The 23201-nt window shown below is 69.1% G+C and carries 16 protein-coding genes and 1 pseudogene; 10 read left to right on the top strand and 7 right to left on the bottom strand.

Going from position 1 to position 23201, the window contains the following annotated elements:
• Positions 1–73 precede the first annotated feature (73 nt).
• On the bottom strand, positions 74–1006 hold the full coding sequence (locus AC07OC_RS20660; RefSeq protein ID WP_218293621.1) for a LysR family transcriptional regulator: 933 nt from the start codon (positions 1004–1006) through the stop codon (positions 74–76).
• Between the two features lie 191 nt (positions 1007–1197).
• On the opposite strand from AC07OC_RS20660, the gene xdhA reads away from it, so the two are divergent.
• Positions 1198–2823, top strand: coding sequence for a xanthine dehydrogenase small subunit (gene xdhA / locus AC07OC_RS20655; protein ID WP_494598296.1), 1626 nt, complete (start codon positions 1198–1200; stop codon positions 2821–2823).
• Positions 2820–5249 carry a xanthine dehydrogenase molybdopterin binding subunit gene (xdhB, locus tag AC07OC_RS20650; protein ID WP_218341463.1) on the top strand — a complete coding sequence of 810 codons (2430 nt, stop codon included), beginning with the start codon at positions 2820–2822 and terminating at the stop codon, positions 5247–5249. The genes xdhA and xdhB overlap by 4 nt, the downstream gene beginning before the upstream one ends.
• A gap of 113 nt (positions 5250–5362) precedes the next feature.
• Here the strand turns inward: xdhB and AC07OC_RS20645 are convergent, their stop codons facing one another.
• Together AC07OC_RS20645 and AC07OC_RS20640 are read right to left on the bottom strand one after the other, a co-directional pair.
• A complete protein-coding gene (locus AC07OC_RS20645; protein ID WP_218341464.1) occupies positions 5363–7468 on the bottom strand; it encodes a diguanylate cyclase domain-containing protein in 2106 nt (701 codons plus the stop codon).
• A 332-nt stretch (positions 7469–7800) separates the two neighbouring features.
• Positions 7801–8424 (bottom strand): Crp/Fnr family transcriptional regulator, encoded by a 624-nt coding sequence (locus AC07OC_RS20640; protein ID WP_218293617.1) that lies wholly within the window; start codon positions 8422–8424, stop codon positions 7801–7803.
• A gap of 230 nt (positions 8425–8654) precedes the next feature.
• Between AC07OC_RS20640 and AC07OC_RS20635 the strand changes: the two genes are divergently transcribed.
• On the top strand, positions 8655–10532 hold the full coding sequence (locus AC07OC_RS20635; protein ID WP_255591732.1) for an EAL domain-containing protein: 1878 nt from the start codon (positions 8655–8657) through the stop codon (positions 10530–10532).
• Between the two features lie 80 nt (positions 10533–10612).
• Here AC07OC_RS20635 and AC07OC_RS20630 read toward each other — a convergent pair whose 3' ends face one another.
• Together AC07OC_RS20630 and xdhC are read right to left on the bottom strand one after the other, a co-directional pair.
• Positions 10613–11872, bottom strand: a complete 1260-nt coding sequence (locus AC07OC_RS20630; RefSeq protein WP_218341465.1) for a urate hydroxylase PuuD — start codon at positions 11870–11872, stop codon at positions 10613–10615.
• A 220-nt stretch (positions 11873–12092) separates the two neighbouring features.
• A complete protein-coding gene (gene xdhC / locus AC07OC_RS20625) occupies positions 12093–12926 on the bottom strand; it encodes a xanthine dehydrogenase accessory protein XdhC (protein ID WP_255591733.1) in 834 nt (277 codons plus the stop codon).
• A gap of 127 nt (positions 12927–13053) precedes the next feature.
• On the opposite strand from xdhC, the gene AC07OC_RS20620 reads away from it, so the two are divergent.
• A complete protein-coding gene (locus AC07OC_RS20620; protein ID WP_218294410.1) occupies positions 13054–13536 on the top strand; it encodes a hypothetical protein in 483 nt (160 codons plus the stop codon).
• Between the two features lie 41 nt (positions 13537–13577).
• Here the strand turns inward: AC07OC_RS20620 and uraH are convergent, their stop codons facing one another.
• Entirely contained in the window at positions 13578–13928 is a 351-nt protein-coding gene (uraH, locus tag AC07OC_RS20615) for a hydroxyisourate hydrolase (RefSeq protein WP_218293615.1), read from the bottom strand.
• A gap of 108 nt (positions 13929–14036) precedes the next feature.
• On the opposite strand from uraH, the gene AC07OC_RS20610 reads away from it, so the two are divergent.
• From AC07OC_RS20610 to AC07OC_RS20595, 4 genes are read left to right on the top strand one after another with little or no spacing between them, the layout of a single operon-like run.
• Complete coding sequence (locus AC07OC_RS20610; RefSeq protein WP_218341466.1) at positions 14037–14705, top strand: GntR family transcriptional regulator; 669 nt, start codon at positions 14037–14039, stop codon at positions 14703–14705.
• 40 nt (positions 14706–14745) lie between these two features.
• The gene (puuE, locus tag AC07OC_RS20605) at positions 14746–15729 is read left to right on the top strand and encodes an allantoinase PuuE (RefSeq protein ID WP_218341542.1); all 984 of its coding nucleotides are present in this window, start codon (positions 14746–14748) and stop codon (positions 15727–15729) included.
• A 2-nt stretch (positions 15730–15731) separates the two neighbouring features.
• Positions 15732–17510, top strand: a complete 1779-nt coding sequence (gene uraD / locus AC07OC_RS20600) for a 2-oxo-4-hydroxy-4-carboxy-5-ureidoimidazoline decarboxylase (RefSeq protein ID WP_494602076.1) — start codon at positions 15732–15734, stop codon at positions 17508–17510.
• Positions 17507–18748 carry a M20 family metallopeptidase gene (locus AC07OC_RS20595; RefSeq protein ID WP_218341468.1) on the top strand — a complete coding sequence of 414 codons (1242 nt, stop codon included), beginning with the start codon at positions 17507–17509 and terminating at the stop codon, positions 18746–18748. The genes uraD and AC07OC_RS20595 overlap by 4 nt, the downstream gene beginning before the upstream one ends.
• A gap of 13 nt (positions 18749–18761) precedes the next feature.
• On the opposite strand, the gene pdxR is transcribed toward AC07OC_RS20595, so the two are convergent.
• Entirely contained in the window at positions 18762–20258 is a 1497-nt protein-coding gene (gene pdxR, locus AC07OC_RS20590) for a MocR-like pyridoxine biosynthesis transcription factor PdxR (protein ID WP_494602074.1), read from the bottom strand.
• Positions 20259–20399: 141 nt separating this feature from the next.
• On the opposite strand from pdxR, the pseudogene AC07OC_RS20585 reads away from it, so the two are divergent.
• A pseudogene (locus tag AC07OC_RS20585) lies at positions 20400–21107 on the top strand (GNAT family N-acetyltransferase); the annotation flags it as partial.
• A gap of 237 nt (positions 21108–21344) precedes the next feature.
• Positions 21345–23129 (top strand): gamma-glutamyltransferase, encoded by a 1785-nt coding sequence (gene ggt, locus AC07OC_RS20580; RefSeq protein WP_218341471.1) that lies wholly within the window; start codon positions 21345–21347, stop codon positions 23127–23129.
• Positions 23130–23201 lie beyond the last annotated feature (72 nt).

The following is a 23201-nucleotide window of genomic DNA, read 5'->3' as shown; positions in this document are numbered from 1 at the left end:
ATTGTCTCTCAGTTTTACAACTTGTTATAAGAATGGAAACACCTTCTTGCGCTTGTTCAGCATGCCCAAGCAGCTATTCTTTTCGTAGCGAAGAGGCCACGGTTTTCACACATTCGCGCAACCACGCGGCAGCGGCGGAGTGGTGCGTGCGCGCATGCCACAGCTGGTAGTACATGAGGCGCGGAAAAGGCACCGGGCACGGCAGGATGGCCAGCGGCAGCTGCTCCACATAACGCTCGCAATACTGGCGGCCCGTGGTCAGCACCAGCAGACTCGAGGCCACGATGCTGGGGATGAGGCTGAAATGCGCGCAGCGCGCCGTGATGTGGCGCTGCATGCCCAGGTTGTCCAGGTGGGCGTCGATCACGCCGCGCGCGCCGGGGTGGGTGGGCGTGGGCGCGATGTGTTCGGCCGCCAGCCAGCTTTCCACGTCCCAGCCGCGCCGCACGGCGGGGTGGTCCTTGCCCACCAGGCAGACGACCTCGTCGCCGAACAGGCGGCCCATGTGCAGGTCGTCCGGCGGCTGCGGCCAGTTGCCGATCACCACGTCCACCTCGCCCTGCGCCAGGTGCGCATGGTAGTGCGCGTCGGCCGAGAGGGGCAGGATCTCGATGGGACACAGCGGGGCCTCCACCTTGATGCGGGACACCAGCTGGGGCAGGAAGAGCGGGTCCAGGTAGTCGCTGGCGGCCACGCGGAAGGTGCGGGTGGCGGTGCGCGGATCGAAGCCGCGCGCATCCGAGAACAGCGCCTCGGCCGAGCGCAGGATGGCGCCCGCGGGCTCCACCATGCGCAGCGCGGCGTCGGTGGGCATCATGCTGGCGCCCGAGCGCACCAGCAGCGGGTCCCCCGCCAGGTCGCGCAGGCGCTTGAGCGCGGCCGACACCGCCGGCTGGTGCATGCCCAGGCGGACGGCGGCCCTCGATACGCTGCGTTCTGTGAGCACGGTGTGCAAGACCCTTATGAGATGGAGGTCTATCTTGTCGAAAAGGGCGTGGTCTCTCATAGCAGTGCGTGCATTGATGTCATAAGCTTGTACTTATGCTGGCGGCCATTGGGCGCCCTACCCTCTGATGAACACGACTTGCGCAAAACAGGGCTCAGGCAAACCGCATCGCTCCAAGGCAATGCGGACGTCGCATCCCGATGTGCGCAGGTCCTCATGAATTGACAGCAATCGAAGAAGCGGCATCCGTCATGACCACCCAACCCTTGCAATTCCTGCGCCGCGGCCAGCCCGTGGCGCTGGGCAATGTACCACCCGATCGCACGCTGCTGGAGGTGCTGCGCGAAGACCTGGGCAACACCGGCACCAAGGAGGGCTGCGGCGAAGGCGACTGCGGCGCCTGCACCGTGGTGCTGGGCGAGGCACGGGACGGCAAGGTGCACTACAGCGCGGTGAACAGCTGCATCCGGCTGGCGCATTCGGTCCACGGCATGGCGCTGTGGACGGTGGAGGACCTGGCGGAAGACCCGTTGATCCAGCCCGTGGGCGATGCCGCCCCGGCTCCTCGTCCACCCATCACACTGCATCCCGCACAAGAGGCGATGGTTCAGTGCCACGGTTCTCAATGCGGGTTTTGCACCCCCGGTTTTGTGATGAGTCTCTTTGGGATGTACCAGAAACACATCGCCCCCACGCTCCCCACTGCGTGTGGTTCGCGGCCCCCATCCGGGGAAGGGCCCCCGGATTCCCGCGCGCCCGGGGCCCTCGCGCCTAGGGGCGGCCCGTCGGCGCTCGACCACGTCCACCACGGCCAACCCATCACCCGCGAACTGGCGCAGGAAGAACTCTCCGGCAACCTGTGCCGCTGCACGGGCTACCGCCCCATCCTGGACGCCGCGCAGCACATGGCCGCCCTGCCCGCAATGGTGGTAAATGAACCTCTTTTGCTACAAAAGCTGGAGCTACTCGCGCTTACCCATCCAGCGCCAGAGGCCAATTCTTCTTATATTTCACCCACCACACTGCCTGATCTGCTGGCCGCGCGGGCGGCACACCCCGCGGCGCAGGTGGTGGCAGGCTGCACCGACGTGGGCCTGTGGGTGACCAAGCAGCACAAGCAATACGAAAGCATCCTGGACGTGACCCGCGTGGCCGAACTGCGGCAGGTTCAGCAGGACGCGCACCACATCACGCTCGGGGCCGCCGTCACCCTGACCGACGCGTTTGCCGCACTGACCGCGCAGTGGCCGCAGTTGCACACCTTTGCCACGCGCTTCGCGGGCCTGCCCGTGCGCAATTCGGGCACGCTGGGGGGCAACGTGGCCAACGGCTCGCCCATTGGCGACTCCATGCCGCTCCTGATCGCGCTGCGCGCCCAGGTGGTACTGGCCAGCGTGCGGGGAGAACGCACCCTGGCGCTGGAAGACCTGTACACCGGCTACCGGCAGAACGTGATGGCGCCCGACGAGCTGCTGGTGCGCATCGTGGTGCCCAGGCCGGGGGTCACGGAAGTGCTCAGGGCCTACAAGATTTCCAAGCGGTTTGACGATGACATTTCCGCCGTGTGCCTGGTCATCAACCTGGACATCGAAGCCGACGTGGTGCGCCGCGCCAGCATCGGCGCGGGCGGCGTGGCCGCCACCCCGGCCCGCGCGCGCCAGACCGAGGCGGCGCTGGCCGGCCAGCCGTGGAACGCCGACACCATCGCCCGCGCCGCGCAAGCGCTGCAGGGCGAGTTCAATCCCATCTCGGACATGCGCGCCAGCGGTGCCTACCGCCGCACGGTGCTGGCCAGCCTGCTGCAGCGCTTCTGGCTGGAGAGCCAGGGCGAAGAGGCCGTGAGCGTGGAGAACTTCCGCCTGGAGGAAGCCGTATGAACCAGCGCGAAACCTTGCCCGGCGGCCTGCCCGTGAGCCGCGATGCTGTGGACGACCCCGTGGTCGCCAGCGCCGACGCCCACGCCGCCGAACCCCTGGCCCCGCCGCAGGCCAGCACGCCCGCCAGCACCCGCGCCATGGGCCAGTCGCACATCCACGAAAGCGCGCGCGCCCAGGTGGCGGGCGCGGCCCACTACATCGACGACCTGCCCGAGGTGAAGGGCACGCTCTATGCGGCGCCCATCCTCTCCACCGTGGCGCACGGCACCTTGAACAGCGTGGATGCCAGCGCCGCCCTGGCCCTGCCCGGCGTGCGCGGCGTGGTGCTGTCGTCCGACGTGCCCGGCGACAAGTTGCTGGCCGCCTTCGCGCACGACGAGCCCGTGTTTGCCATCGACACCGTGCAGCACGTCGGCCAGGTGATCGGCCTGGTGGTGGCCGACTCGGTGATGCAGGCGCGCCGCGCCGTGCGCGCCGTGAAGCTGGACATCACGCCGCTGCCCGCCATCCTCACCGTGAAGGAAGCGCTGCGGGCCGAAAGCTATGTGCTGCCGCCCGTGTTCGTGCGCCGGGGCGATGCGCAGGCCGGCCTCGCGCGGTCGGCGCACCGGCTGCAGGGCGCCTTCGAGGTGGGCGGGCAGGAACACTTCTACCTCGAAGGCCAGATTGCCTACGCGCTGCCGCTGGAGCAAAGGCAGTGGTGGATCTATTCCAGCACCCAGCACCCGGGCGAAGTGCAGCACTGGGTGGCCCACGCCCTGGGGCTGGACAACCACGCGGTGCGCGTGGAGTGCCGGCGCATGGGCGGCGGCTTCGGCGGCAAGGAGACCCAGGCAGGCCACCTGGCCGTGTGGGCGGCGGTGGCGGCCAGCAAGTTCGGGCGCCCCGTCAAGCTGCGGCTCGACCGCGATGAAGACTTCATGGTCACCGGCAAGCGCCACCCGTTCGCGTACCAGTACGACGTGGGCTTTGACGGCGCGGGCCGCATCACCGGCCTCGCGCTGCACATGGCGGCCAACTGCGGTTTCAGCGCCGACCTGTCGGGGCCGGTGGCGGACCGCGCCGTGTTCCACAGCGACAACGCCTATTTCCTGAGCGACGTGGAGATCGCCTCCTACCGCTGCAAGACCAACACCCAGAGCCACACCGCGTTCCGCGGCTTTGGCGGGCCGCAGGGCGTGATCGTGATCGAGGCCATCCTGGGCGACATCGCGCGCGCCCTGGGCCGGGATGCCCAGGAGGTGCGCCTGGCCAACCTGTACGGCAAGGACGCCGGGGAGGGTCGCAACGTCACCCACTACCAGATGACCGTGGAGGACAACATCCTGCACGAACTGATGCCGCAGCTGGAGCGCGACGCCGGCTACCGCGAGCGGCAGCACGCCATCGCGGCCTGGAACGCCACCAGCCCCGTGCTCAAGCGGGGCCTGGCGATCACGCCGGTCAAGTTCGGCATCAGCTTCACGGCCACGCTGTTCAACCAGGCCGGCGCGCTGGTGCATGTGTACACCGACGGCAGCGTGCAGGTGAACCACGGCGGCACCGAGATGGGCCAGGGCCTGCACACCAAGGTGGCGCAGATCGTGGCGGACGAACTGGGCGTGCCGCTGTCCCGGGTGCTCGTCACCGCCAGCGACACCAGCAAGGTGCCCAACGCCAGCGCCACGGCGGCGTCCAGCGGCACCGACCTGAACGGCCGCGCGGCGCAGTTCGCGGCGCGCAACGTGCGCGACAACCTCGCCTCCTTCGTGTGCGGGCTCGACAGCTGCGGCGCCGGCGCCATCCGCTTCGAGGGCGGGCAGGTGATCTCGCCCAAGAAGGTACGCCTGTTCGACGACGTGGTGAAGGAGGCGTACGCCAACCGCATCCAGCTGTGGAGCGACGGCTTCTACCGCACGCCCAAGATCCACTACGACAAGGCCACGCTCACGGGCCGGCCGTTCTACTACTTTGCCTACGGGGCCGCGTGCTCCGAGGTGGTCATCGACACGCTCACCGGCGAAAGCCGCGTGCTCAAGGTGGACATCCTGCACGACGTGGGCCACAGCATCAACCCGGCCATCGACATCGGCCAGATCGAGGGCGGCTTCGTGCAGGGCATGGGCTGGCTCACCACCGAGCAGCTGGTGTGGAACGACAAGGGCACCCTGGCCACGCACGCACCGAGCACCTACAAGATCCCGGCGACGGGGGACATCCCCGCGCACTTCCGCGTGAACCTGTGGCCCGAGGCGAACCGCGAGGACAACGTGGGCGGCAGCAAGGCGGTGGGCGAGCCGCCGTTCATGCTGGCGATCAGCGTGTACGAGGCGCTGCGCAATGCGGTGGCGGCGGGGCGCGGGGATGAAGCCACGGGGCCCGTGGTGCTGACGGCACCGGCGACCGCGGAGAATGTGCTGCGGGCGTTGGGACGCCTGACGGACTGAGTGAGCCCCCGGGCACTGAGCGGCCCAGGCCGGCAGACGCCGCGGAACGGGCTTTGCCAGGCCGCTGGCGGCGTCCCCAGGGGGAAGACGCCAGGCGGGCTCAGGGGGGCCTTTCATGCAGGCCCCAGCGCCATCCTCCCCGATGCGGTCGCCTGGCTCGCGTGCCGTGTCTCCACCCGGTTGCGCCCCGCCCGCTTGGCGTCGTAGCAGGCCATGTCCGCCGCATACAGCACCGAGGGCACGTCCTGCAGGCTGGCATCGAGCACCACGAGGCCGATGCTCACCCCCAGCGTGAAGCTGCGCCCCTGGTACGAAGGCTCCCAGTCCTGCACGGAGGCACGCAGCTGCTCGGCCACGGCCTGGCCGCGCGCCAGCGCGCAGCCGGGCAGCACCACCGCGAACTCGTCGCCGCCCAGCCGCGCGGCCCAGCCGACCTGGCGCACCTGGGATTCGAGCAGGCGGGCCACATGGCGCAGCACATCGTCGCCCGCATCGTGGCCGGCGATGTCATTCACCACGGTGAAGTGGTCCAGGTCCAGGAACAGCACCACGCCGTCCCCGGCGGTGTCGCCGCCGTCCCCCTCCGGCGCGCGCGGCCGCGCCGAGCGCTCGGCCAGCAGCAGGCCCAGGCGCTCGTCGAACGCGCTGCGGTTGTAGAGCTGGGTGAGCGCGTCGTGCGTGCGCTCCCAGGCATGCTGCATCTGCGCCTCGCGCGCGGCGGTGATGTCCTCCAGGATCCAGACCGTGCCGCCACCCATCTCGTCGGGCCGCACGCCGCGGCCCTGTACACGGGCCCACACGGGCGAGCCGTCCTTGCGCATGAAGCAGACATCGCCGTCGAAGACACCGTGCGCGGCAAACTCGGCCTGCACCCGTTCGCCGATGCGCACATAGTCGGAATCATTGGCGTACAGGGTGCGGGCGGGTCGGCCCTGCAGCTCCCCTTCTGCGTAGCCCAGCATCACGCAGGCCTGGCGGCCCACCACCTCCAGGATGCCGTGGCGCGAGATGACGATGCCCACGGATGCGCTGTCCAGAACGGCCTGGAATTGCCCGTCCAGCGTGGCCTTGTGCTGCTGCTGCAGGCTGCCCTGCTGCACCATGCCCTGGAACACGCGCACGAGTTCGCCCACCTCGCCGTCCGCGCGCGGCCAGGCAATGTCCTGCACGGCCCCGGCCCGCGTGCCCCGGCGCAGCATCTGGCGCGCGCTGTGCGTGAGCTGCGCCAGGGGCTGGGCCATCCAGGCCATGAGCACGGCCACGAGCAGCATGCACAGCGCCATGCTGGCGGCGGCCAGCCACCAGGCCTCGCGCTGCGCGCCCTCCAGCGGCGCCAGCAGCGCCTGCGAGGGGCTGACGCGCGCCACGATCCACTGCGGCAGCGGCATGCCCGCCATGCTGACGATGTGCTGTGCCTCCAGATGGGTCGTGCCCCGCCCCACCACAGGCTGGGACTGGTCGAGCCAGCGGGCGTACACGGGGGCGAGGCCCGCCTCGTCGCGCACCTTGCCCAGGATGCGGGCGGGGTCCGAGTGCGACAGGATGGTGCCGTCGCGCGTGAAGACGATGAGCCGCGAGTCATCGCGCGCGGGCAGCGCCATGGACGGCGGCAGCAGCCCCTGGGACTGCAGCCGCAGCGCACCCGCCACCACGCCCAGCACGGCGCCATCCTCGCGGTGCAGCGGCATGGTGAACATCACGCGCGCATCGCCGGTGCGGCCCGCGATGAGCTCCGACACCAGCGGCTTGCCATCGATGAGCGTGCGGCGCAGGGCGTCGCGCTCGGCCGGGTCCAGGTCGGCCGCCTTTTCCAGGCGCCCCGCCCGCAGATTCAGCCGCAGTTCGCCGTTGTCGCGGGCCACCTGCATGGCATCGAAGAACTGCACGGCCGGCAGGCCCTGCTGCAGCAGCCATTCGAGGGTGGACGGGGATTCCAGCATGCCCGGCGTGATGCCGGCGGCCACGGTGCGCAGCACCTTCTGGCTTTGTTCGATCTTGCTGGCCAGCAGGCGGGCCACGACCTCGACCTCGTCGGTCTGCTGGCTCACCACGCGCCGCACGGCCTCCTGCCCGGACGCCCGCGTGACGAGCCATGCCGACACCGTGCCCGACAGGGCCACCGCCAGCACCGCCGCCAGCATGAGCCGAAGCACCAGGGTCCCAGGCACAAACCAGCCCGGCGCGTCGTGCGGCGGCGCGGGGTGGGCGGGAGGCTTCATGGACACTCCGCTCTGGGAGCACCCCGGCAAGCACGGGAAGTGGCGTTGGGCATCGGAACGGGTCAAACCGGACAGGTCCCAACAAATATACGCAGCCCCTGCAGCCCGGGGCTTGGGTAGAACCCTCAGTGAAACCCAAGGACAAACCCTGAGCCACACTGCGGTCAAAGGACCATCCGCACCGGCGCCCCTTCCGCCGCGCGCCAGCCTCTGAAACTGGCGCGGACGGGGCGAGTGCCCCCGTGGAACTGGCTTTGCCAGGCCACCGGGTGCGCCCTCCTCCCGCGCAGCGAGAGCGGGGTCAAGGCGCGCAGCGACTCAGGGCGTGTTTTCTAGCAACCCGCCATGGACTGCAGCGCGCGGGGGTGGGGAAGGTTCAGCACGTTGCCGGTGCCGTGGATCAGGCCCAGCTCGCGCAGGTGGCGCAGCACGCGCGAGAAGGTCTCGGGCGCAATGCCCAGCTGCGCGGCGATCAGGCGCTTGCGCTGGTGCAGCGTGACCTGCATCGCCCCGCTGTGGTCCTGCTCGGCATGCTTGAGCAGCCATTGCGCGCAGCGCGATTCGGCATCCTGCGCCAGGCGGCTCACGGCCAGCTCGGACTGCTGCCGGTAGCCCTGCGCCATGTCCAGCAGCAGGCCGCGCGCGCCCGCGGGCATTTCGGCCAGGCTGCGGTGAAATTCATCGATGGGCAGGCGGCGCACCTGCAGGCGCGTGTCGGCCACCATGTCCACCGGCAACGGCAGGCCCATCAGCGCCGACGCGGCGTCCAGCCAGAACGGCCCGTCCACGGCTCCCAGCTGGTGGCGCAGGTAGCCATCGTCCAGCACGCCGCGCAGCACGCGGCCGCTTTCCAGGTGCAGCACGGACGTCAGCACCTCGTTGCGCCTGCGCAGCACTTCACCGGCGGCAATGACCTCGGTTTCGGCGGGCAGGGAGAAATAGATAGAGGGCAGCATGGGACGGACTGTGCCGTGCCGGCGCCCGCCGGGCATTGAGCAAGATCAAACCGGAACCTCGCCGCCGGCCCCGCCGCGCAGGGGCCTTGCGCCAGCACACGGGCGGCGGCGCACGACCCGGCCCCGGGGCGCGGCGCCGGCGGCCGGCAGAAACGTGACAGCTTGTAACCACATTGTCACAGCCCGCCGCTATCGTGGGCACCTTGCCCAGAGACCACCCATCCCACGCAATGCAGAACACTCCCTGGAGCCGGCTGGAGGCGATGCTGGCGCTGCTGTCGCCGGCCGCGCGCCATGGCACGGGCCCTCTGGCGGGGCTCATGCGCGAGGGGGGCCTGCACTGCGTTTTCCAGCCGCTGGCCGACCTGCGCGAAGGCAGCATCTATGCCCATGAGGCCCTGATCCGGGGCCCTCGCGGCACGCCCTGGCACACCCCCGACGCACTGCTGGAGATGGCCCGGCGCGAGCGCATCCTGCAGGACTTCGAGCTGCTGTGCGTGTTCACCGCCCTCCAGCAATGGGGTGCGCAGGAGGCCCCCGGCCGCCTGTTCGTGAACATCAGCGCCGACGCGCTGGTGCACGGCGTGGCACTGGTCGGCGCCCAGAAACTGGGCGAGACGGTGCGCAGCTTCGGCGCGAGCGCGCGCATGCTGGTGCTGGAGATCACCGAGCATGAGCGCGTGTCCGACATGCCCCTGCTGCGCCAGGCCATCAAGGCCGTGCACGCCTGCGGCGCGCGCATGGCGCTGGACGACTTCGGCGACGGCCGCTCCAGCCTGCGGCTGTGGTCCGAGGTGAAGCCCGACTTCGTGAAGATCGACAAGTATTTCATCCGCGAGATCAGCGACCACCCCGAGAACCTGCAGATGCTGCAGGCCATCAAGGGCATCGCCGACGTGTTCGGCACCACGCTGATCGCCGAGGGCATCGAGACACGCGACGACCTGCGCGCGCTGCGCGACCTGGACATCCCCTACGGCCAGGGCTGGCTGCTGGGCCGCCCGGCCCGCACACCCCGCGAGACGGTGGACGGCCCCGCGCTGGAAGTGATGCAGGACCGCCGCGTGGCCGTGCTGCCCCACCTGGGGCAGACGGCGCGCCCGGGCATCCTGCGCAGCGTGCTGGTGGTGCAGGCACCCACCGCCGCGCCCGCCACCAGCAATGACGCGGTGGCGGCGATGTTCCACGAACGCACCGACCTGCATGCGCTGGCCGTGGTGGACGGCACGCGCCCCGTGGCGCTCATCAACCGCCAGCAGTTCATGAACCACTACGCCACGCTGTACTTCCGCGAAGTGCATGGCCGCAAGCCATGCCTGGCCTTCGCCAACCAGGCCCCGCGCGTGGTGGAACTGGACTGCGACGTGGACCAGCTCGTGGGCATCCTCACCTCGCAGGACCAGCGCTACCTGAGCGACGGCTACATCGTGACCGACAACGGCCGCTACCTGGGCCTGGGCACGGGCGACCAGCTGGTGCGCGCCGTGACCGAGACGCGCATCGAGGCGGCGCGGCACGCCAACCCGCTGACCTTCCTGCCCGGCAACATCCCCATCAGCCTGCACATGCAGCGCCTGCTGGACCACCACACCGAGTTCGTCGCCTGCTATGCGGACCTGAACAACTTCAAGCCCTTCAACGACCACTACGGCTACTGGCGCGGCGACCAGATGATCCGCCTGGTGGCGCGCCTGGCCACGGCGCACTGCGACGCGCGGCGCGACTTCGTGGGCCATGTGGGCGGGGACGACTTCATGCTCGTGTTCCAAAGCAGCAACTGGCTGCAGCGCTGCAAGAACATCGTGGACGAATTCGCGCGCGAGGCGCTCACGCTGTTCGACGACGCTGCGCGGCAGGCCGGCGGCATCGACGCCGAGGACCGCCACGGCGTGCAGCGGTTCTTTCCGTGCACCACGCTGGCCATCGGCGCGGTGCGCATCACGCCCGGGCGCTTTCGCCATGCCGAGGAAGTGGCCAATCTGGCCGCGGTGGCCAAGCACGAGGCCAAGCAGGCGGCCACGGGGGTGGTGCTGCATGGCGGCTTCACCGAATCGAGCCTGAGCGCACTGGCCGCCACCCGCGCGCTGCAAGACGCGCTGGCGGCGTAGGGCGCCTAAAAATCACGCGCCCCGGCGGGTGCCTGCATGGAACGGGTCCGGCCGGACCCCGGGGTGAAGCGCGCAGGGGCTCAGGGAGTGCCCACCTCCGCTCCGGCCTCGAACCAGCGCTTGACCAGCGCCCGCTCGGCATCGGTCATGCCCGTGGCGTTGTTCATGGGCATGAGTTTTTGCACCACCACCTGCTGGTAGACGGCCTGCGCATGCTGCTTGACGCTGTCGGGCGCATCCAGCCGCAGGTTCTTCATCTGCACCTGCTCGCCATGGCACATGTAGCAGCGCTGGGCCAGCACGGGCTGCAGGGATGCATAGTCATTTTGACCTCCAGCGCTTTGCCCACCTGCGCCAGCAGCTCCTGAAACAGGAGCAGATCCCGCCACCGGCGCGGCAGGGGCCGCCACCGGCGCGGGGCGCATCCAGGCGATCACGCCCACGATGACCACCACCCCCACCAGCGCATACGGCAGCGGGTTGCCGTTGCGGCCCAGCTTGTGGCCGTGGCGCATCACGAAGAACTGGCGGATGGCGGCGCCCGCGAACATCATGAGGATGAGCACCAGCCAGTTCTGCGGGTGGCTCCAGGTGAAGCTGTAGTGGTTGCTCAGCATGGCGAACAGCACGGGCAGCGTGAAGTACGTGTTGTGCACGCTGCGCTGCTTGCCGCGCTTGCCGTGGATGGGGTCCACGGGCTCGCCGGCCTTGATCTGCGCGATCACCGTGCGCTGGCCGGGGATGATCCAGAAGAACACGTTGGCGCTCATGGCCGTGGCGATCATCGCGCCCACCAGCAGGAAGGCCGCGCGGCCCGCGAACCAGTGGCAGGCCAGCCAGGAGGCGATGCACACCAGCACGAGCACCAGCGCCCCCACGATGGCGTCGCCGTTCTTCTTTTGCCCGAAGAGGCGGCAGATCGCGTCGTACAGCAGCCAGAACACCACGAAGAACGCCAGCGCCACCACGATGGCCGTGGCGGGGGCCCAGTCCATGCGTGACTTGTCGATGAGGTAGGTGCTGGCGCTGTAGAGATACGACACCGTGAACAGCGCGAACCCGCTGATCCAGGTGCTGTAGCTCTCCCAGAAGAACCAGTGCAGGTGGCCGGGCAGCTTCGGGGGCGACACGGCGAACTTGACCGGGTGGTAGAACCCGCCGCCATGCACGGCCCAGAGCTCGCCGCTCACGCCCTGCTTCTTCAGGTCCTCGTCCTCGGGCGGCGTGAGGCTGCTGTCCAGGAAGACAAAATAGAACGAGGAACCGATCCAGGCGATGGCGGTGATGACGTGGACCCAGCGCAGCAGCAGGTTGGCCCAGTCGAGAAAGTAGCTTTCCATGGAAGTCTCTCAACTTTGGCGGCGCGAAGGCGCCGCCTTTGTGCAACCTGCTCACCACTGCGGGCGCTCTGAGCAGAAGAAGGGGGTCGCGCACCTTGGCAGAGATTCTGCCGGGGCACCGCTGCGACCCATGAAATACCGAATCAGGACAGTGAAAAGTGTATGCAGAAATTGTTCTCGATTCCAGCCCCCTCGAAGGCACGCAGGAGCGGAGTTACCCTCAGAACCCGTTCGCGCCCCCACCGCCCAGGGTCTGCAGGAGCTGCGCGGCCACGGCCACGGCGATGACCTCCGGCTCCTTGCCGTCGATGCCCCGGATGCCGATGGGGCAGGTGACCTGCGCCAGCTCCTCCTGCGCGAACCCGCGCCCATGCAGGCGGTTTGCGAACGTCGCCCACTTGGTCTTGCTGCCGATGAGCCCGATGAACGGCAGGTCGCGCCGCTCGCGCTGGCGGCGCAGGCAGGCGGCCACCACGTCCAGGTCCTCGGCATGGCTGAAGCTCATGATCAGCACGCGGGTGCCAGAGGCCAGGTCCGGCACCGCCAGCTGCACCGGGTCGGAGTGTTCGCAGGCCACGCCGTCCGGCGCCGGCTGCGGAAAGATCCCGTCGCGGCTGTCGATCCAGGTCAGCGCGAACGGCAGCGGCGCCAGCACCCGGGCCAGCGCGTGGCCCACATGCCCGCCGCCGAACAGCGCCACCGGGTGCCGGCGCGGCGACAGGCGCGCGCGCAGGCGGTCGGCCAGGGCCTGGTCGGCGGGTACGGACAGCGTCTCGAATTCGAGGTGCACCACGCCCCCGCAGCACTGCCCCAGCGCCGGGCCCAGCGCATAGCGCATGCGGGCCGGGCCGGGCACGCCCCCCAGGCGCCGGCGGGCCTCGGCAATGGCCTGGTGCTCCAGGTGGCCGCCGCCGATGGTGCCCACTATCCGCTCGGCGAACACGGCCATCCAGGCCCCGGCTTCACGCGGCACCGAGCCTTCGGTAGACTCCACCCTTACCAGACAGGCGGGCGCGGCCGCAAGGCCGTCCAGCAGTAAAAGCACATCAGTCAATCCAGATCCTTCGCGCCATCGGGGTCCCAGGGTCCCCGTTCCGTTCCAGCCCACACCAGCCATCATGCCGTCCCCAGCCCCCGAGCGCACCCCCAGTACCCGCAGCCACTGGCTGCTCGCCGGGCTCATGGCCGCCATCGCAGCGCTGGTGGCGGCATGCAAGTCGGCTCCCGAACCTGCGCCGCCCGCGCAGGACAGCCGTGCGCCCAGCACCGATGCCTCCAGCGGCGTCAAGGGCCCCGTGCCCGCAAGCGCCGGTTCGGCCCGCGCCTCGGCGGCGACCACCCCCCGGGCGTACCGGCAGGACGCCGCCACCCACCTCTACGGCCTGAACGCGCAGCGCGTGTTCAAGGGCAAGCTGCCCCCCATGCTGTATGCGATCGGCGTGCTGGAGGTGGATATCGACCGCGCGGGCAAGGTGACGCGCCTGCGGTGGATGCGTGCCCCGCGCCATGCCCCCGAGGTGGTCGCGGAAATCGAGCGCACCGTGCGCGCAGCGGCGCCCTTCCCGGTGCCCGCGCGCCTGGGCAAGGTCACCTACACCGACACCTGGCTGTGGGACAAGAGCGGGCATTTCCAGCTCGATACCTTGACCGAAGGGCAGCTGTAGGCACATCCCCGTGCGCGCGGGCCCTGGCTGGGCCCCGCCCCTCACGACCCGCGATAGGTCGAATAGCTCCACGGGCTCACCAGCAGCGGCACGTGGTAGTGCTGGTCGGCGTGCGCGATGCCGAAATCCAGGCTCACCAGGTTCAGGAAATTGGGTTCGGGCAGCTGCACGCCGCGCGCCTTGAAGTAGCCCGCCACATTGAAGCTGAGCCGGTAGGTGCCAGCGCGCAGGGTCGCATTGTCGAACAGCGGCGCATCGGTGCGGCCGTCATGGTTCAACACCAGGCGCTTGATGAGGGTGGCGTTGTCGCCGTCGGTGGAATACAGGGCGATCTCCATGCCGGCCGCGGGGCAGCCATTCATGGTGTCCAGAACGTGGGTGCTCAATCCCATAGGGAATCTCCTGAAGTGGGGACCACGGCCGATCGGCGAGGATTGCCAGATCGCAGCGTGTAGACCAAAAGTGTATACACTTTTCGCCATCCAACGTATCATGCAACCATGGAATCTTCATCCACCAGTGCCATTGTCGACGCGTTGACCCGCGCCATCGTCGAGCACCGCCTGCAGCCGGGCACCAAGCTGGCCGAGCAGAAACTGGCCGACCATTTCGGCGTGTCGCGCACGCTGGTGCGCCAGGCGCTGTTCCAGCTGGCGCAGAACCGCCTCGTCACGCTGGAGCCCGCGCGCGGAGCGTTCGTGTCCACCCCCTCGGTCGAAGAGGCCCGCCAGGTGTTCGCCGTGCGACGCATGCTCGAGACCGAGATGACGCGGGCCTTCGTGCAGAGCGTGACGCCCGCCAAGATCAAGGCGCTGCGCGCCCACGTCGCCAGCGAGAAGGCCGCCATGGGCACGGCCGATGCGAGCAGCCGCACCGAGCTGCTGGGCGACTTCCATGTGCGCATGGCCGAGCTCATGGGCAACGAGGTGCTGGCGCAGATGCTGGGCGACCTGATCTCTCGCTGTGCCCTCATCACGCTGATGTACCAGTCGGCCAGCGCCGCCGAACACTCCCACGAGGAGCATGGCGACATCGTGGCCGCGCTCGCCGCGCGCGACGAGGCCCTGGCCGTCTCCCTCATGCAGGCCCACCTGGAGCACGTGGAAGCCAGCCTGACCTTCGACCGCAAGCGCCCGGCCAGCGACCTGGCCGCCGCGCTCAGCACGTGACATCCCAGCGCGTGACAGACCCCTTGAATCCTTCATGCCCATGATCTACGACTCCACCCAGCCCTACCCCCGCGACCTCATCGGCTACGGCAAGACCCCGCCCCATGCGCAATGGCCGGGCGGTGCGCGCATCGCCGTGCAGTTCGTGCTCAACTACGAAGAAGGCGGCGAGAACGCCGTGCTGCACGGCGACGCGGGCAGCGAGCAGTTCCTGTCCGAAATGTTCAACCCCGCGAGCTACCCCGAGCGGCACATGAGCATGGAAGGCATCTACGAATACGGTTCGCGCGCCGGCGTGTGGCGCATCCTGCGCGAGTTCGAAAAGCGCAAGCTGCCGCTCACCGTGTTCGGCGTGTCGAGCGCACTGCAGCGCCACCCCGAGCTGACCCAGGCGTTCGTGCAGCTGGGCCACGAGATCGCCTGCCACGGCCTCAAGTGGATCCACTACCAGCATGTGCCCGAAGAGGTCGAGCGCGCCCACATGGTCGAGGCCATGGAGATCATTGAGCGCATGACGGGCCCCCGAGAAAGCTCGGAAGGCCATGTGCATGGCCTGGGCTGGTACACCGGCCGCGACAGCCCCAACACCCGCCGCCTCGTGGCCGACTTCGGCGGCTTCGAATACGACAGCGACTACTACGGCGACGACCTGCCGTTCTGGATGGACGTGAAAAAGAGCGATGGCACCACCGCGCCCCAGCTCATCGTGCCCTACACGCTCGACTGCAACGACATGCGCTTCGCGCTGCCGCAGGGCTACTCGCACGCCGACCCGTTCTTCCAGTACATGAAGGACACGTTCGACGCGCTGTACGCCGAAGGCGACCCGGCTGGCGACAACGCGCCCAAGATGATGAGCATCGGCATGCACTGCCGCCTGCTGGGCCGGCCCGGCCGCATCACCGCGCTGCAGCGTTTCCTGGACCACATCGAGCGGCACGGCGACGTGTGGGTGTGCCGCCGTATCGACATCGCGCGCCACTGGAAACAGGCGCACCCCTACCCTTCACAGAAAGCAGGCTGACCATGGCCCTGACACTGGAACAACTCAACGCCGCCAGCAGCGCCGAGGCCCTGCAGCTGCTCGATGGCCTGTACGAGCACTCGCCCTGGATCGCCGAGCAGGCGCTGGCGCAGCGGCCCTTCCGCTCGCAGGCCCACCTGCAGCACGCGCTGGCCCAGGTGGTGCGCACGGCGGGCCAGGACACGCAGCTGGCACTGATCCGCGCCCACCCGGAACTGGCGGGCAAAGCAATGGTGGCCAAGAACCTCACGGCCGAGTCCACCAACGAGCAGAGCAAGGCGGGCCTCACCCAGTGCACACCCGAGGAGTTCGCGCGCATCCAGGCGCTCAACGCCGCCTACAACGAGCGCTTCGGCTTCCCGTTCATCCTGGCGGTGCGCGGGCCGCGCGGCACGGGCCTGCCCAAGCAGGAGATCATCGACACCTTTGCGCGGCGCCTGGACAACCACCCCGAGTTCGAACTGGCCGAGGCCCTGCGCAACATCCACCGCATCGCCGAGATCCGCCTGAACGACAAGTTCGCCGCCGAGCCCGTGCTGGGCAACGACGTGTGGGACTGGCAGGAAAAGCTGGCCGAACACTCCGACCCCGGCTTCGCTGAAAAGGGCCAGCTCACCGTCACGTATCTGACCGACGCGCACCGCGCCTGCGCCCAGCGCATCAGCCACTGGATGCGCGACTGCGGCTTCGACGAAGTGGAGATCGACGCCGTGGGCAACGTGGTGGGGCGCTACCACCCGGCCACGGAAGGGGCCCGCTACCTCATCACCGGCAGCCACTACGACACAGTGCGCAACGGCGGCAAGTACGACGGCCGCCTGGGCATCTTCGTGCCCATGGCCTGCGTGCGCGAGCTGCACCGCGCCGGCCGGCGGCTGCCCTTCGGCATCGAGGTGGTGGGCTTTGCCGAAGAGGAAGGCCAGCGCTACAAGGCCACGTTCCTCGGCTCGGGCGCGCTCATCGGCGACTTCAACCCGGCCTGGCTCGACCAGAAGGACGTGGACGGCGTGACCATGCGCACGGCCATGCAGCACGCGGGCTTGTGCATCGACGACATCCCCAAGCTCCAGCGCGACCCCGCGCAATACCTGGGTTTCATCGAGGTACACATCGAGCAGGGCCCCGTGCTCAACGAGCTGGACCTGCCCCTGGGCGTGGTCACCTCCATCAACGGCAGCGTGCGTTTTCTGTGCGAAATGATCGGCACCGCCAGCCACGCCGGCACCACCCCCATGGACCGCCGCCGCGACGCCGCCGTGGCCGTGGCGGAACTCGCGCTGTACGTGGAGCAGCGCGCCGCGCAGGACGGCGACTCGGTGGGCACCATCGGCCAGCTGCAGGTGCCCGCAGGCTCCATCAACGTGGTGCCCGGCCGCTGCCAATTCAGCCTGGACCTGCGCGCGCCCACCGACGCCCAGCGCGACGCGCTGGTGAACGACGTGAGGGAGCAGCTCGCCAGGATCGCCGCCCGGCGCGGCCTGCGCTACACGCTGGAAGAATCCATGCGCGCCGCCGCCGCGCCCAGCGCGCCCGCCTGGCAGCACCACTGGGAGCGCGCCGTGGACACGCTGGGCGTGCCCGTGTTCCGCATGCCCAGCGGGGCGGGACACGATGCGATGAAGCTGCACGAAATCATGCCCCAGGCCATGCTCTTCGTGCGCGGACTGAACTCGGGCATCAGCCACAACCCGCTCGAATCCACCACCAACAACGACATGCAGCTGGCCGTGGACGCCTTCACCCAGGTCCTGCGCCAACTTGCCGAGGAACAACAACCATGACGACAAACACCCCCACCGCCTACGCCGCTCTCGACGCCTGGATCGACCAGCACTTCGATGAGGAAGTGCGCTTTCTGCAGGCCCTGGTGCGCGTGCCCACCGACACCCCGCCCGGCAACAACGCTCCCCACGCCGAGCGCACGGCCGAATTGCTCAAGGACTTCGGCTACGAGGCCGAGAAGCACGCGGTGCCGGCCGCCGACGTGTTGGCGTACGGCATGGAATCCATCACCAACCTCATCGTGCGCAGACCGTACGGCAGCGGCGGCAAGACCATTGCCCTGAACGCCCACGGCGACGTGGTGCCCCCCGGCGAAGGCTGGACGCACGACCCCTACGGCGCCGAAATTGTGGACGGCGCCATGTACGGCCGCGCCACCGCCGTGAGCAAGAGCGACTTCGCCAGCTTCACCTTCGCGGTGCGCGCGCTGGAAGCCGCCGCCAAGCCCTCGCGGGGCGCGGTGGAACTGCACTTCACTTACGACGAGGAATTCGGTGGCGAACTCGGCCCCGGCTGGCTGCTGCAAAAGGGGCTCACCAAGCCCGACCTGATGATCGCCGCCGGCTTCAGCTACGAAGTGGTCACCGCCCACAACGGCTGCCTGCAGATGGAAGTGACCGTGCACGGCAAGATGGCCCACGCGGCCGTGCCCCACACCGGCGTGGACGCGCTGCAGGGTGCGGTGCACATCCTGAACGCACTGTATGCGCAGAACGACGAGTACAAGAAGGTCACGTCCAAGGTGGCGGGCATCAAGCACCCGTACCTGAACGTGGGCCGCATCGAGGGCGGCACCAACACCAACGTCGTGCCCGGCAAGGTGATGTTCAAGCTCGACCGCCGCATGATCCCCGAAGAGAACCCGGTGGAGGTCGAAGCCGCCATCCGCCGCGTGATCGAGCAGGCCGCGGGCGAGCGCGCGGGCATCAGCGTGGACATCAAGCGCCTGCTGCTGGCCAACGCCATGACCCCGCTGGCCGGCAACCAGCCGCTGGTGGACGCCATCCAGAAGCATGCGCAGGCCGTGATCGGCGAGCCCGTGCCCGCGGTGGGCACACCGCTGTACACCGACGTGCGCCTGTATGTGGAGCGCGGCATCCCGGGCGTGATCTACGGCTCCGGCCCGCGCACCGTGCTCGAATCGCACGCCAAGCGCGCCGACGAGCGCCTGCAGCTCGAAGACCTGCGCCGCGCCACCAAGGTGATCGCGCGCTCGCTGAGCGACCTGCTCGCCTGATGCGGTTTCGCGCTCAGGCGCTGCGCCGTGCCCGCCGCGCCTGGGCCAGCCGCGAAAGCCGCTGCACCAGGGCCGGGTACTGCGATTCGGACGTATTGCCGTAGCCCAGCACCAGGCCGTTGTCCTCGGGCCGAGCGCGCAGGGCAAACCGCGACAGTGGTGCCGGCGCCATGTCGTAGGCGCGGGCCGCCTCGGCAATCGCCTGGTCGGGGTATTCGGGCGGCAGGCGCACCGTGAGGTGCATGCCGCTGTCGCCCCCCAGCACCGCATGGGGCACGGCCAGGTGCTGCGCCAGCGCATCGCGCAGCAGCGCCTGCCGGCCCCGGTACAGGCGCCGCATGCGCCCCAGGTGCCGGCTGAACTGCCCGCTGTCGATGAACTCCGCCAGCGCCAGCTGCTCATGGCGATGCCCGCCGCGCAGGGTCTCCTTGAGCAGCGGCGCGGCCGCTGCGGCCAGGGCCTGCGGCAGCACCACAAAACCCAGCCGCAAGGAAGGGAACAGCGTCTTGCTGAATGTGCCCACGTACATCACCGGCGGCTGTGGCACCAGGCCCTGCATGGCACCAATGAGTTCGCCCGCGTGGCGGAACTCGCTGTCGTAGTCGTCCTCGATGATCCAGGCGCCACAGGCCTGCGCCTGCCGGATCAGCGCGAGCCGGCGGGCCACGGGCAGCACCCCGCCCGTGGGGTACTGGTGCGACGGCGTGGTGTAGATGAGCCGGGGCGGCGGCGCCGACCAGGCATCGGCAGGCACCACCAGGCCCGCGCCATCGACCCGCAGGGCTTCGACCTTCAGGTCTCCGCACTGGAAGGCGGTCTGCGCCCCCCGGTAGCCCGGGTCCTCCACCCAGGCGGTGTCGCCCGGGTTGGTGACCAGCCGCACGCACAGGTTCAGCGCCTCCTGCGCGCCTTCGGTGATGACCACCTGGCCCACCTCGCAGCGCACGCCGCGTGCCACCGCCAGGTGCCGCATGATGGCGCCCTGCAAGGCGGGCTCGCCCGCCGGATTGCCATAGCCCAGGGCCGACACGCCAGATGCCTTGAAGGCGCGGTCAAAACAGCTCTTCCATGCGCTCAGGGGGAACCGCGCCAGCGCCGGCACGCCCGGCCTGAAAGCCCGGGTCTCGGCCGCATCGGCAAAGCGGCTGACCACCCGCGTGCCGCGCTCGGACAGGCGGGGCGGCGCTGCGCGTGCGGGGTCTGCATGGCCCCGGGCCCGGCTGCAGTCCAGCGCGGACACCTTGGTGCCCCGGCGGCTCAGCGCGATGTAGCCCTCGGCCCCCAGCTGCTCATAAACCGCTGTCACGCTATTGCGCGAAACGCCCAGGTCCACCGCCAGATCCCGCGACCCCGGCAGGCGGCAGCCCGAAGGGAAGCGCCCATCCAGGATGGCATCGCGGATGCGGGTCAGGAGCTGGCGCTGCAGCGAGTCGCCCTGCCGGTCACGCACCAGCGGGGCCTCCAGCAGGACATGGCGGACGGGGTCGATGGCGGGGAGGCGTTGGGTCATGGTGGCCGGTGAAAAACCACCAGTTCACAGCCTCGGTGGCACCATCAGATTGTGCACGAGTGGATCTTTTGAATGGTCCACAAGAATCCTAGAGTCACCGGTTCAACCTCTCTTTTTTTGACCCTTCGACCGCGCAATTCCATGTCCACCTCCATGAATGATCTCGCCCAGCCCATTGGTACCCCCGTGCCCGGCTGGACACCCCGCCCCCAGCCCGGCGCCGTCACTCTGGTGGGCCGCCACTGCCAGCTGGAGCCGCTGCAGGCCGACCGCCACGCGGCCGACCTGGATGCGGCCTACCGGCTCGCGCCGGACCCACGCGCCTGGACCTACATGTTCACCGGCCCGTTCGACACCCCCGAGGACTACGGCCGCTACGCACACACCGCCGCGCTCAGCACCGACCCGCGCCACTTCGCGGTGGTGGACAAGGCCACGGGCAAGGCCGTGGGCACCCTGGCGCTGATGCGCATCGATCCCACCCATGGCGCCATCGAGGTCGGCAACGTGATGTTTTCGCCCCTGCTCCAGCAGACACCCGCCTCCACGGAGGCGCAGTTCCTGCTCATGGCCTACGTGTTCGACACGCTGGGGTACCGCCGCTACGAGTGGAAGTGCGACAGCCTCAACGCCCCTTCGCGGCGCACCGCCGCGCGCCTGGGATTCCAGTTCGAGGGCATCTTCCGCCAGGCCCTGGTCTACAAGGGCCGCAACCGCGACACCGCCTGGTTTTCCATCATCGACACCGAATGGCCTGGTTTGCGGCAGGCGTTCGAGGCCTGGCTGTCGGACGACAACCAGGATTCACAGGGGCGCCAGCGGCGCTCGCTGAGCCAGGTGCGCGAATCACTGGGCCCAGGGGCTTCGCAACCACCGCGCTGAGGCATTGAGGAGCGCGGCCCCGTGCCGCATTCTTCTGCACAGAAAGCGGGAATGACGGGCGTGCACAGGCTGCATACTCAATCGGCATAACCCGCCGCCCGCACGCAGCGCGGGCCCACCCTACACTTGCCGCGGGCGCCCTTCGCAGGGTCCACCCGCCCTCCCCTTCCTACAGAGCAAAAAACCATCTCAGGAGCATCATCCATGAACATCCGACACACGCTGCTGGCCTCCAGCCTGGCGCTGGCGCTGGCCAGCCTCACGGCCTGCGGCAGCCCACCCACCACGGCAGCGGCGCCCGCGCCCGCCGTACAGCAAACGGCCTCGGCCCAGGCCGCCAGCGCCGCGTACGACTTCGACATGGACGTATTCCACCCGGTGGTGGCGCGCAACGGCATGGTCGCCACCGAGCAGGAGCTGGCCTCGCAGATCGGCCTGGATATCCTGAAAGCCGGCGGCAACGCGGTGGACGCGGCCGTGGGCATCGGCTTCGCGCTGGCCGTGGCCCTGCCCAATGCGGGCAACCTGGGCGGCGGCGGGTTCATGGTGGTGCACGATGCCAAGACCGGCAAGAGCGTGGCGCTCGACTTCCGCGAAGTGGCGCCCATCAAGGCCACGCGCGACATGTACCTGGACGCCAAGGGCAACGTGGTGGACGGCAAGTCGCTGTACACCCACTACGCCGTGGGCGTGCCCGGCACCGTGGCCGGCATGGAGCATGCGCTCAAGACCTGGGGCACCCTGCCCCTGTCGCGCGTGATCGCCCCCGCCATCGAGCTGGCCGACAAGGGCTTCCCGGTGAGCGAAACCCTGGCCAAGATCCTGCAGCAGGAAAAGAAGAACATGGGCCAATGGCCCGCCACCCAGGCCATCTTCTGGAAGAACGGCGCGCCGCTGAAGGTGGGCGACGCCCTGGTGCAGAAGGACCTGGCCCAGTCCATGCGCCTGATCGGCCAGCAGGGCGCCAAGGCGTTCTACGAAGGCGAGATCGCCCAGAAGATCGCCGCCGAGATGGCACCGCACGCCGGCGCCCTCACGCTGCAGGACCTGCGCGAATACAAGGTGGCCGAGCGCGTGCCCACGCGCGGCACCTACCGTGGCTATGAGATCGTGACCATGCCGCCCCCCTCCTCCGGCGGCCCGCACCTGGTGCAGATTTTGAACATGCTGGAGCCCCTGCCCCTGGCCCAGTGGGGCCCCAACAGCGCGCAGACCATCCACTACATGGCCGAGAGCATGAAGCTCGCCTACGCCGACCGCGCCGAGTACCTGGGCGACCCGGACTTCGTGAAGATTCCCCTGAAGGGCCTGACCTCCAAGCGCTACGCCGAGTCCCTGGCCAAGGGCATCGACGCCAACACCGCGCGCAGCGGCAAGAGCATCAAGCCCGGCCAGCCCCAGCCGTATGAGAGCGACCAGACCACCCACTACTCGGTGGTGGACAAGGCCGGCAACGCCGTGGCCGTGACGTACACGCTGAACACCAACTTCGGCAGCGGCATCGTCGCCAAGGGCACGGGCATCCTGCTCAACAACGAGATGGACGACTTCTCGGCCAAGCCCGGCGTGGCCAACGCCTACGGGCTGGTCGGCGGCGACGCCAACGCGGTGGCCGCCAAGAAGCGCCCCCTGTCGTCGATGACGCCCACCCTGGTCCTGAAGGACGGCAAGCCCACGCTGGTGACCGGTAGCCCTGGCGGCGCGCGCATCATCACCACGGTGTTGCAGACGGTGGTGAACACCATCGACTTCGGCATGAACCCCGCCGAAGCCGCTGCCGCCCCCCGCGTGCACCACCAGTGGACACCCGACGAGCTGCGCGTGGAAAAGGGCCTCTCGCCCGATACCATCGCGCTCCTCAAGCAGCGCGGCCACAACATCGCGGTGAAGCCGTCGATGGGCCGCACGCAGACCATCCAGATCCGTGGCGGCGCGCTGTACGGCTACTCGGACCCGCGCAACCCGGATGGGAAGACGCTGGGGTATTGATTGCTCCTGAATCAATAGCTAACCGCGCTTGATGGACAAGCGCTGGCAGCCATTTTTTCAAAGATCCCGCTC

This window comes from Acidovorax sp. GW821-FHT10E04 (genome assembly GCF_059415185.1).
This window is presented reverse-complemented; position numbering and strand designations above follow the sequence as displayed.

What these genes read in the sequence shown, in the direction of transcription:
- AC07OC_RS20660 (WP_218293621.1), bottom strand. Translation starts at nt 1,006, where the DNA reads ATGAGAGACCACGCCCTTTTCGACAAGATAGACCTCCATCTCATAAGG.
- xdhA (WP_494598296.1), top strand. Translation starts at nt 1,198, where the DNA reads ATGACCACCCAACCCTTGCAATTCCTGCGCCGCGGCCAGCCCGTGGCG.
- xdhB (WP_218341463.1), top strand. Translation starts at nt 2,820, where the DNA reads ATGAACCAGCGCGAAACCTTGCCCGGCGGCCTGCCCGTGAGCCGCGAT.
- AC07OC_RS20645 (WP_218341464.1), bottom strand. Translation starts at nt 7,468, where the DNA reads ATGAAGCCTCCCGCCCACCCCGCGCCGCCGCACGACGCGCCGGGCTGG.
- AC07OC_RS20640 (WP_218293617.1), bottom strand. Translation starts at nt 8,424, where the DNA reads ATGCTGCCCTCTATCTATTTCTCCCTGCCCGCCGAAACCGAGGTCATT.
- AC07OC_RS20635 (WP_255591732.1), top strand. Translation starts at nt 8,655, where the DNA reads ATGCAGAACACTCCCTGGAGCCGGCTGGAGGCGATGCTGGCGCTGCTG.
- AC07OC_RS20630 (WP_218341465.1), bottom strand. Translation starts at nt 11,872, where the DNA reads ATGGAAAGCTACTTTCTCGACTGGGCCAACCTGCTGCTGCGCTGGGTC.
- AC07OC_RS20620 (WP_218294410.1), top strand. Translation starts at nt 13,054, where the DNA reads ATGGCCGCCATCGCAGCGCTGGTGGCGGCATGCAAGTCGGCTCCCGAA.
- uraH (WP_218293615.1), bottom strand. Translation starts at nt 13,928, where the DNA reads ATGGGATTGAGCACCCACGTTCTGGACACCATGAATGGCTGCCCCGCG.
- AC07OC_RS20610 (WP_218341466.1), top strand. Translation starts at nt 14,037, where the DNA reads ATGGAATCTTCATCCACCAGTGCCATTGTCGACGCGTTGACCCGCGCC.
- puuE (WP_218341542.1), top strand. Translation starts at nt 14,746, where the DNA reads ATGATCTACGACTCCACCCAGCCCTACCCCCGCGACCTCATCGGCTAC.
- uraD (WP_494602076.1), top strand. Translation starts at nt 15,732, where the DNA reads ATGGCCCTGACACTGGAACAACTCAACGCCGCCAGCAGCGCCGAGGCC.
- AC07OC_RS20595 (WP_218341468.1), top strand. Translation starts at nt 17,507, where the DNA reads ATGACGACAAACACCCCCACCGCCTACGCCGCTCTCGACGCCTGGATC.
- pdxR (WP_494602074.1), bottom strand. Translation starts at nt 20,258, where the DNA reads ATGACCCAACGCCTCCCCGCCATCGACCCCGTCCGCCATGTCCTGCTG.
- ggt (WP_218341471.1), top strand. Translation starts at nt 21,345, where the DNA reads ATGAACATCCGACACACGCTGCTGGCCTCCAGCCTGGCGCTGGCGCTG.